Source organism: Gemmobacter nectariphilus DSM 15620 (assembly GCF_000429765.1).
GTDB classification, from domain to species: domain Bacteria; phylum Pseudomonadota; class Alphaproteobacteria; order Rhodobacterales; family Rhodobacteraceae; genus Wagnerdoeblera; species Wagnerdoeblera nectariphila.
Window position 1 is genome coordinate 1 of record NZ_AUCM01000043.1, and the last position, 8,272, is coordinate 8,272.

The window sequence follows — 8,272 nt, forward strand, 5'->3', positions numbered from 1 at the left end:
TGGCATTATGTGCCTGTTCTGCTTCGCAAACCCGGGGCGCTGCGTAACGGCGCACCGTTCAAGGACTGGGTTCTTCCCGGAGCTCTTGAACAGATCCGCCGCAAGCTGCAGGGCTCCTCAGATGGCGACCGCCAGATGGTGAAGGTCCTCGGCGCTGTGCTGACGGAAGGGATGCCTGTGGTTCAAAAGGCATGTGCCGAAGCTCTCTCGCAAGGCGTCCATTCTGCCGATGTAATCCTCAATATTCTATCCCGCAGGCGAGATCCGGAACCACCACCGCTTCTGCTGACCTCTCCGGCCTTGCAGTTGACCCATGAGCCTGTGGCGGACTGCGCCCGTTATGATCTGCTGCGGAGGGCCTGCTGATGGATCGTGCTGACATCATGGCTGCAATGGGCGAGTTGAAGCTCTACGGGATGCGCGCCGCTTATGACGAACTCATGGCGGTGGCTGTGCGCCGCCAGCACGAACCCCGCCAGATCGTCGGAGATCTTCTGGCCGCCGAGATCAACGAGAAGAAGGCGCGCTCGGTCAAATACCAGATCACCACCGCCAAGCTGCCCTATGCCCGGGAGATTGAAGAGTTCACCTTCGATGATACGCCTATCAACGAGACGCTGGTGCGAGATCTGGCCAGCGGGGAGTTCCTCAGCCAACAGCGCAATGTCGTGCTGGTTGGCGGCACGGGGACCGGCAAGACCCATATCTCCGTGGCGATCGCGCGCGCCGTCATCCGCAACGGCGCTCGCGGCCGCTTCTTCAACGTTGTGGACCTCGTGAACAGGCTGGAGGCCGAGGGCCGTGCCGGGCGGGCCGGCCGGCTGGCCGAGCATCTCATGCGGCTCGACTTCGTCATCCTTGATGAACTCGGATACCTCCCATTCGCGCAGTCCGGAGGCCAGTTGCTGTTCCATCTAATCAGCAAGCTCTACGAGCAGACTTCCGTCATCGTCACCACCAACCTCGCATTCGGAGAGTGGCCGACCGTCTTCGGAGACGCGAAGATGACCACCGCGCTGCTCGATCGTCTCACCCACCATTGCGACATCGTCGAAACCGGCAACGACAGCTGGCGCATCAAAACAAGAGCCTGACCGCCCTCCAAAACGCAGGCCCGCGTCGGCTGCGCCAGCTGAAAAGCTACGCCGCCACGGGCCTGCTCACCACATCGCCAGAGGGGTCCCTTTTGGACGCCGATAAGGGGGCACTCTTCAACGCCGATTGACACGTAGGAGACCCGCCTTTCATATCCGCGGCTCTTCAGATCGCGGATCAGCTCCTCCTGAACGTTTCGTACCTTCGTTGACGAGTAATGACCTACGAGGGTTACCGACTTGCCCAGAGCGATGATGTCGTCGACAGCGCCGGCAAAGGAATCGACGCCGCCGGAGAAGAGCGCCACCTCATCGTTTTCCTGGAAGGCGTCGAGAAGCTCCGGAAAATACAGCTCTCGCGGCTGCACCGGCGCTTCCGCTTTGCGGAAACTGAACTCATAGCTGTCGTCGGACAGGAACCCGAGCGTATCGAGGAGGAGCTCCTGCACATCTGTACGCTGCCAGACCTCGGGGTGACGCACGGGGATCGAGAAGGTCAAACTTCGGCGCCAGTCTTCCCCGAAATTCGTGAGCATGGCAGACCCACGTGCGATGCGCTGATCGGCGCAGTACACATAGGCCGCCACTTCGAGGAGGTCGATCAACAGGTCGGGAATGTTCCCGATCATCGAGCGGCTGATGTAGTCGATCCTCAGATTGACGTTCTTGCCGGGCTCGCTGACGTTCATCGCGAGCGCATCGGCCTCGGATGCCTGCGGCACGCCGCATTCGATCAGGCACCGTTTCACTTGGACCCCTTCCTGTTCTTGAGTTCGTTCCCAATCTTCTCAACGGCGAAGGCCGAGAAGCGGCGGGCATCATCCCTCGATATGTCCTTGCCGTCCCGGTACTGGTTCTTGCCAAGCCAGTCCCTGGCGAAGGCGCGCATGATCAGCGCAGACTCGATGCAGTGACGGCGTATCGCGGAATTGTAGGTCGCGAGATCATGGACAGACCGCGCGACGCGATCGGCGCCAACGAGCTTGTGCAAGTTTCGATCGACGTAATAGTGGATGACGCGTTCCACGATGTTCGCGTGAAAATGGTGGGCCAGAGAGCCGAATTTCTCGGGTGATCTCAGTGCCGCCACTGAGGCCTGCACATCGGCAGCAGTTGGGGACCACATCGGCATGCCCGCCTCCACAGCCTCAGCGAGCGCGGCGGCTCCCGCCTCGCGGGCGATGTCGCCAAGGTCCGTCGCTCCCGCATGGACACGCCGTTGCACGCGCTCCAGTGCGCTGTTGTAGGCGACCATCAGTTCAGTCACCGAAGTCGGCGGGCGCGCTCCCATGCCAAGGTCGGCGAGGGCCGCCCCGAAATCCTTCGACGCAGCGGCCTGCGGCAACCTGATGAGCAGCCACAACGCTTCCACGAAGACAGGGTCCCTCAGCGCGCGCTTCAGCGCATCCCGACTGACTTCGGTCACCTGTTCCACCAGCGGCGCGGTGGGTGCACCGCCGGTCACCAGATACCTGACGATGTCCGGCAGGTATCGGTGGGTGGGGAGTTTGCCGAGGCGCTGATGTCCCATCGCGCCACCGATCAGAGGATGAGCCCGGACCGGATCTGGCGCGGACAGGGGGAATGAGCACTCGACAAGAAAAGGAACCTTCCGTTAGAAACACGACAAAGAAAGGAACATGCGATATCCTTTCTCAGGCAGCCTGCCAAGGAAAGGATCCTTTTTCAACCATGGCGTTAGCACCGGAGCCATCACGGTTGGGTCAGCGCGTCGCCATCTCGACCGCGGGCGAACGCGCGGAGGCATTCGTGCCTCCCCTGTTGCCTCCAGTCCCGCCAGTGAGGATGGACCGGCTCTACCGTCAGCTCGAGCGCGCGAACCGCGCGATCGGCCGGCTCGATGGCGTGACCTCCATCCTGCCCGACACCCCGCTCTTCCTCTACATGTACGTCCGCAAGGAGGCGCTGCTGTCCTCGCAGATCGAGGGCACGCAGTCGTCGCTCTCCGACCTGCTGCTCTTCGAGAGCGAGGAAGCGCCGGGCGTCCCCCTCGACGACGTACAGGAGGTTTCCAACTACGTCGCCGCCATGAACCATGGCCTCGACAGGATCCGCGAAGGCTTTCCGCTTTCCCTGCGCCTGATCCGGGAAATCCATGGAATCCTTCTTGAAAAGGGACGCGGGAGCACGAAGCAGCCGGGAGAGTTCCGACGTTCGCAAAACTGGATCGGCGGAACACGACCGGGTAATGCGCTCTTCGTCCCGCCGCCCCCCGAGAACGTCCTCGACCTCATGTCGGACCTGGAGGCGTTCATCCATGCCGACACGCCGGAGATGCCGACCCTCATCAAGGCCGGGCTGGTCCATGTGCAGTTCGAGACCATTCATCCGTTTCTCGATGGGAACGGCCGTCTCGGCCGCCTGCTGATCACCTTCCTTCTCTGCACGCAGGGCATCCTGAAGGAGCCGATCCTGTATCTCAGCCTCTACTTCAAGACGCATCGCCGCCAGTACTACGACCTCCTGCAGCAGGTCCGTGAGAACGGCGACTGGGAGACATGGTTGGAGTTCTTCCTCGACGGCATCGCCGAGACGTCTCTGCAGGCATCAGAGGCGGCGCGCGAAATCCTCGCGCTGTTCGAAGCCGATCGGCACCGGATCGAGGATCTCGGGCGCCCGGCCGCATCCGCGCTCCGGGTCCACCAGCTGCTTCAGCAGAAGCCGATCATCGGCATTCCCGCGGCGGCGCAGCGGCTGAGCATCTCGCCCCCGACAATTGCGAAGTCGATCCAGCATCTGGAGGATCTCGGCATCGTGCGGGAGGTGACGGGCAAGCAGCGTGGCCGGATGTATGTCTACAGCGACTACTTGAGCATACTCAGCCGGGGAACAGAGCCCCTGTGATCCAGAGTTCTGCCGAAACTGTGAACCGGCGTGCAAAATTGACCCCGTAGCGGGGTAATCGGCGCCCAAGAATGACCCCCTTACACTGATGGTCATGATGCTCCCGAGGTCATCGGGGAGCGCAGTGTGGGATGTTGGTCGTGGAGACGATAGCGAAGATCCGGCGGGCGTATTTTCAGGACAAGAAGTCGATCAAACAGATTTGCCGGGAGCTGCGGGTATCGCGGAACACGGTGCGCAAGGTGATCCGGTCCGGTGTGACGGAGCTCACCTACGAGCGAACCATTCAGCCGCTGCCAAAGATCGGACCCTGGAAAGACATGCTCGACGAGATATTGGCGGCGAACTCGCGGAAGCCCAAACGCGAGCGACTGACCCGCATTCGGATCTTCGAAGAACTCCGGGCCCGAGGTTATGATGGCGGCTATGATGCCGTCCGGCGATACGCGGCCTCCTGGTCGAAGGAGGAAGAGGTGGCATCTGCGGCCGCCTATGTCCCACTAACCTTCGACCCAGGCGAGGCCTACCAGTTCGACTGGAGCCACGAGATCGTGGTGATCGACGGCGCGACGACCACGGTGAAGGTGGCACATGTCCGCCTGTGTCACAGCCGGATGCTGTTCGTGCGTGCCTATCCCCGCGAGACGCAGGAGATGGTCTTCGACGCGCATGACAAGGCCTTCGCCTTCTTCGGGGGCACCTGCACGCGGGGCATCTACGACAACATGAAGACCGCGGTCGACACGATCTTCGTCGGCCGAGACCGCGCCTACAACCGCCGGTTCCAGCAGATGTGCGGGCATTACCTCGTCGATCCCGTCGCCTGCACCCCGGCATCCGGCTGGGAGAAGGGACAGGTCGAGAACCAGGTCGGTGTTGTCCGACGGCGGTTCTTCGTGCCCCGGCCGAAGTTCAGGAGCTACGCCGAGCTCAACGCCTGGCTCGAGGACCGCTGTGTTGCCTGGGCCAAGGCCAATCCGCATCAGGAGCTTCGGGATCGAACGATCTGGGATGTGTTCCAGGACGAGCGCGCGAGCCTTGTGCCCTACGTTGGTCCGTTCGACGGCTTCCATGCCGTGCCGGCTTCGGTCTCGAAGACCTGTCTCGTCCGGTTCGACAAGAACCGCTACTCCGTGGATGGCCGGGCCGTTGGCCGCCCCGTCGAGATCCGTGCCTATGCCGAGCGGGTCGAGTTCTGGCAGGACGGCAAGATCGTGGGGCAGCACGCCCGAGCCTTCGGGCGCGACAAGGCCATCTACGACCCGTTGCACTACATTCCGGTTCTGGCTCGCAAGCCCGGTGCCCTCCGGAATGGCGCGCCCTTCAAGGACTGGGACCTGCCGCCATCGATCAGGCGCGTGCAGCGCAAGCTTGGCAAGGTGCCGAACGGCGACCGGCAGATGGTCCAGATCCTCAGCATGATCCCGATCGATGGGCTGGATGCGGTGGAAGCTGCCTGTGCCGAAGCCCTGAGCGAAGGGGTCCCCGCAGCCTCGGTCGTCATCAACATCCTGGCCCGGCATCGGGAGCCGCCGCCGCCGCTGACCATCGATACGCCGGCCGCGTTGCGACTGACCTGCGAGCCCGTCGCCGATTGCAAACGCTACGACAGCCTCAGGAGACCCAACCATGGAAAGATCACAGGTGCTGGACGCGATGAGCCAGCTGAAGCTCTACGGCATGAAGGCCGCCTACGATGAGATCATCACCACGGCGGTGAAGCGTCAGCACGAGCCGCAACAGATCGTCGGCGACCTGCTGAATGCAGAGATCAGCGAGAAGCAGGCGCGCTCGATCAAATACCAGATGACAATCGCCAAGCTGCCGCTGGCGAAAGAGGTCGACGAGTTCAGCTTCGAGGAAACGCCGGTCAACGAGACGCTGGTGCGCGACCTGGCTGCCGGTGAGTTCCTCGAACAACAGCGCAATGTCGTGCTCATCGGTGGCACCGGCACCGGCAAATCCCACCTTGCCGTAAGCATCGCACGGGCCTGCATCCGACGCGGCAAACGGGGGCGCTTCTTCAATGTCGTGGACCTGGTGAACAAGCTCGATGCCGAAGCCCGTGCCGACCGACAGGGGCGCACGGCAGACCTGCTCTGCCGCCTCGACTTCCTGATACTCGACGAACTCGGCTATCTCCCCTTCGCGCAGACCGGCGGCCAGCTGCTGTTCCATCTCATCAGCCGCCTCTACGAGCGCACCTCGATCATCGTGACGACCAATCTCGACTTTGGGGAATGGCCTTCGGTCTTCGGCGATGCGAAGATGACCACTGCGCTGCTCGACCGCCTGACCCATCACTGCGACATCGTCGAAACCGGCAACGAGAGCTGGCGCTTCAAGACCCGAGAATGACCGACACTCACGCTGGCCCGATACGGCTGCGCTGTATGGGGGCTACACCGCATCGGGCCAGCTACCCGCTCGCTCCAAAGGGGTCATTTTTGGACGCCGATAGGGGGTCAAGATTGCGTGCCGATTGACACAGCTGCGCATGTCGGCGCATCCGAGGCATATGAAGTCGAATTGCTGGCTGCTTCCGGCGCGCCGCTCGTCAGCAACCCGACACGACTCGAAGGTACTGATCATCGGAGAATCCGCTTCCAGATTGAGGCAACCGATGACCTTCCGGCCTTCGCACGACTGATCGGGCCGCAGGAGTTCACGCCAGGGATCATCACGCACGTCGATGCGCTGCAGATCGCAATTCGCGAAACACACTCACGACAAACGGAGAATGCGCTCGCTCAGTTGGACGGCGAAACAGAAGCCACCCTCGCTTTGCTCGAAGTGCAGGACTTGCTCGAGAAGATCGAAGATCGCGATGCCGACGGGCATGGCGAAGGCGTCTCCATCCCGAAGGCTCGAAAGGAAACGGATGAAGGCGGCCAGAAGCATCGCCAACTGAGCTACGACGACTTCATCGCTGGTCGTCGGCCACACCAATCGGGGCATGTTCAGCACAACAGCCTCGGCAGCAGCGACGTCTCAATCGTCCGCGGATTTCTGAACCGGATCGTCGGGTTGAACTCGCTCGTAACGCCGGTCGATGAAAACGACGAGGACGCCCTGAAGGCTGCCTTCGATCTCGGGGACGAGACCCAGAACGCCGAAGCCGCGATGGCGGCAGGGGAGGAGTTCGCGGCCAAACCGACTTCGCGGCCAGTTCCGGACGGAGGCGAGGAAGAGCAGCGTCGCAACGCTCGTCGGGCGAAGGCGACGAAGGATCAGCTTGTGAAGGCGGCCGCGGACTTCGCCAAGCGCATCGAGCTCAAGCAGGAGAGTGGTAGCCTTTCGTCCCGCGATTTTCTGCGGCTTCGCGCTCTACTGATGATCATCTGTGCCGCCTCGTGGAGAGGCACGGACATGGCAGGCGAAAAGCCGAAAGATCGGACAAGCTTGCAGGTTCTTCCCGTGGAGGGCGATCCCAACAGTTGGCCCTACGTCCTCGGACGGCTGATCTTCAAAGTCTTCGGCGGGTCAAAGCCCGCGATACGATGCTTGAAGCTCGACAGCGTCCACGACCAACTTCCTGCCGACTTGCTCGAATGCTGGGCCACCTGCTTCTGGTGCATGCATGCTTGCCTGTGCGCACGGCTCTCACCAGGCGAACGCACCAAGATACAGCGCCACATCCTTCCCTTGATGGAACAGGTCTATCGCAGGACGCACCTCTCGAAGGACGAACTGCTCGCGGCGTCGATTACCGATGTGATGGACGGAATGAGCATCCAGTACGCAGATCGGCTTGGCATCGATCCAGAGGCGCTGTCGCGGGCACATCGGTCAGCCTGCGAGAGGATCTTCTCTTGAGGGGTGCCGCTCATGCTGCACTCATTTCGGCCCGTGCTGATTAACGAAGCGATATGAAGGACTTCGTTCCCTCTTGCTTCCACAGTGCTTCCACGGGCCCTGGAAACGCAAACGCCGCCCCGGAGGGCGGCGCGTAAGCGTTTGATAACGCGGGAATTTTTGGTTGCGGGGGTAGGATTTGAACCTACGACCTTCAGGTTATGAGCCTGACGAGCTACCGGGCTGCTCCACCCCGCGCCGGGATTGAGATGTTGAGGAGTTTTTTCGGTTCTTATCAGGTCTGGCGGCGAGCTACTCTCCCACGTCTTGAGACGCAGTACCATTGCCGCGGCGGCACTTAACTTCCGAGTTCGGGAAGGGATCGGGTGTTTTGCTCGCGCTATGACCACCAGACCGGAGAAGAACCGAAGCACATCGGCGCTGTTTTCAGCGACTGTCTTAGTCAAGGTATTGTGTAGCATGTCTTCCAGAGTCTTGCTTTTTCTGGATGGATCAAG

General features: G+C 61.7%; 6 protein-coding genes, 1 tRNA gene, 1 rRNA gene and 1 pseudogene. 6 read left to right on the forward strand and 3 right to left on the reverse strand.

The window, feature by feature from the left end; all coding sequences use genetic code 11:
* A pseudogene (locus G481_RS25710) lies at positions 1-366 on the forward strand (IS21 family transposase); the annotation flags it as partial.
* Positions 366-1,094, forward strand: a complete 729-nt coding sequence (gene istB, locus G481_RS25715; protein WP_084451113.1) for an IS21-like element helper ATPase IstB — start codon at positions 366-368, stop codon at positions 1,092-1,094. The pseudogene G481_RS25710 and the gene istB (G481_RS25715), both read left to right, overlap by 1 nt.
* Before the next feature lie 745 nt (positions 1,095-1,839).
* Here istB (G481_RS25715) and G481_RS0118375 read toward each other — a convergent pair.
* A complete protein-coding gene (locus G481_RS0118375) occupies positions 1,840-2,625 on the reverse strand; it encodes a hypothetical protein (RefSeq protein WP_028031290.1) in 786 nt (261 codons plus the stop codon).
* A 275-nt stretch (positions 2,626-2,900) separates the two neighbouring features.
* Between G481_RS0118375 and G481_RS0118380 the strand changes: the two genes are divergently transcribed.
* The 4 genes from G481_RS0118380 to G481_RS0118395 all read left to right on the forward strand — a co-directional run bounded on the left by G481_RS0118380 (position 2,901) and on the right by G481_RS0118395 (position 7,775).
* Positions 2,901-3,959: a Fic family protein gene (locus G481_RS0118380; protein WP_245595010.1), complete on the forward strand. Its 1,059-nt coding sequence runs from the start codon at positions 2,901-2,903 to the stop codon at positions 3,957-3,959.
* A 131-nt stretch (positions 3,960-4,090) separates the two neighbouring features.
* On the forward strand, positions 4,091-5,659 hold the full coding sequence (istA, locus tag G481_RS0118385; RefSeq protein WP_028031294.1) for an IS21-like element ISPkr1 family transposase: 1,569 nt from the start codon (positions 4,091-4,093) through the stop codon (positions 5,657-5,659).
* Positions 5,589-6,317 (forward strand): IS21-like element ISPkr1 family helper ATPase IstB, encoded by a 729-nt coding sequence (istB, locus tag G481_RS0118390; protein ID WP_028031292.1) that lies wholly within the window; start codon positions 5,589-5,591, stop codon positions 6,315-6,317. The genes istA and istB (G481_RS0118390) overlap by 71 nt, the downstream gene beginning before the upstream one ends.
* Before the next feature lie 117 nt (positions 6,318-6,434).
* Positions 6,435-7,775: a hypothetical protein gene (locus G481_RS0118395; RefSeq protein WP_028031293.1), complete on the forward strand. Its 1,341-nt coding sequence runs from the start codon at positions 6,435-6,437 to the stop codon at positions 7,773-7,775.
* 160 nt (positions 7,776-7,935) lie between these two features.
* On the opposite strand, the gene G481_RS0118400 is transcribed toward G481_RS0118395, so the two are convergent.
* Positions 7,936-8,012 (reverse strand) — tRNA-Met (locus tag G481_RS0118400).
* Positions 8,013-8,053: 41 nt separating this feature from the next.
* Positions 8,054-8,168 (reverse strand): 5S ribosomal RNA (gene rrf / locus G481_RS0118405).
* Positions 8,169-8,272: the final 104 nt, after the last annotated feature.

Coding starts and splice junctions, on each gene's coding strand:
- istB (WP_084451113.1), top strand. CDS start 366: ATGGATCGTGCTGACATCATGGCTGCAATGGGCGAGTTGAAGCTCTAC.
- G481_RS0118375 (WP_028031290.1), bottom strand. CDS start 2,625: ATGGGACATCAGCGCCTCGGCAAACTCCCCACCCACCGATACCTGCCG.
- G481_RS0118380 (WP_245595010.1), top strand. CDS start 2,901: ATGGACCGGCTCTACCGTCAGCTCGAGCGCGCGAACCGCGCGATCGGC.
- istA (WP_028031294.1), top strand. CDS start 4,091: ATGTTGGTCGTGGAGACGATAGCGAAGATCCGGCGGGCGTATTTTCAG.
- istB (WP_028031292.1), top strand. CDS start 5,589: ATGGAAAGATCACAGGTGCTGGACGCGATGAGCCAGCTGAAGCTCTAC.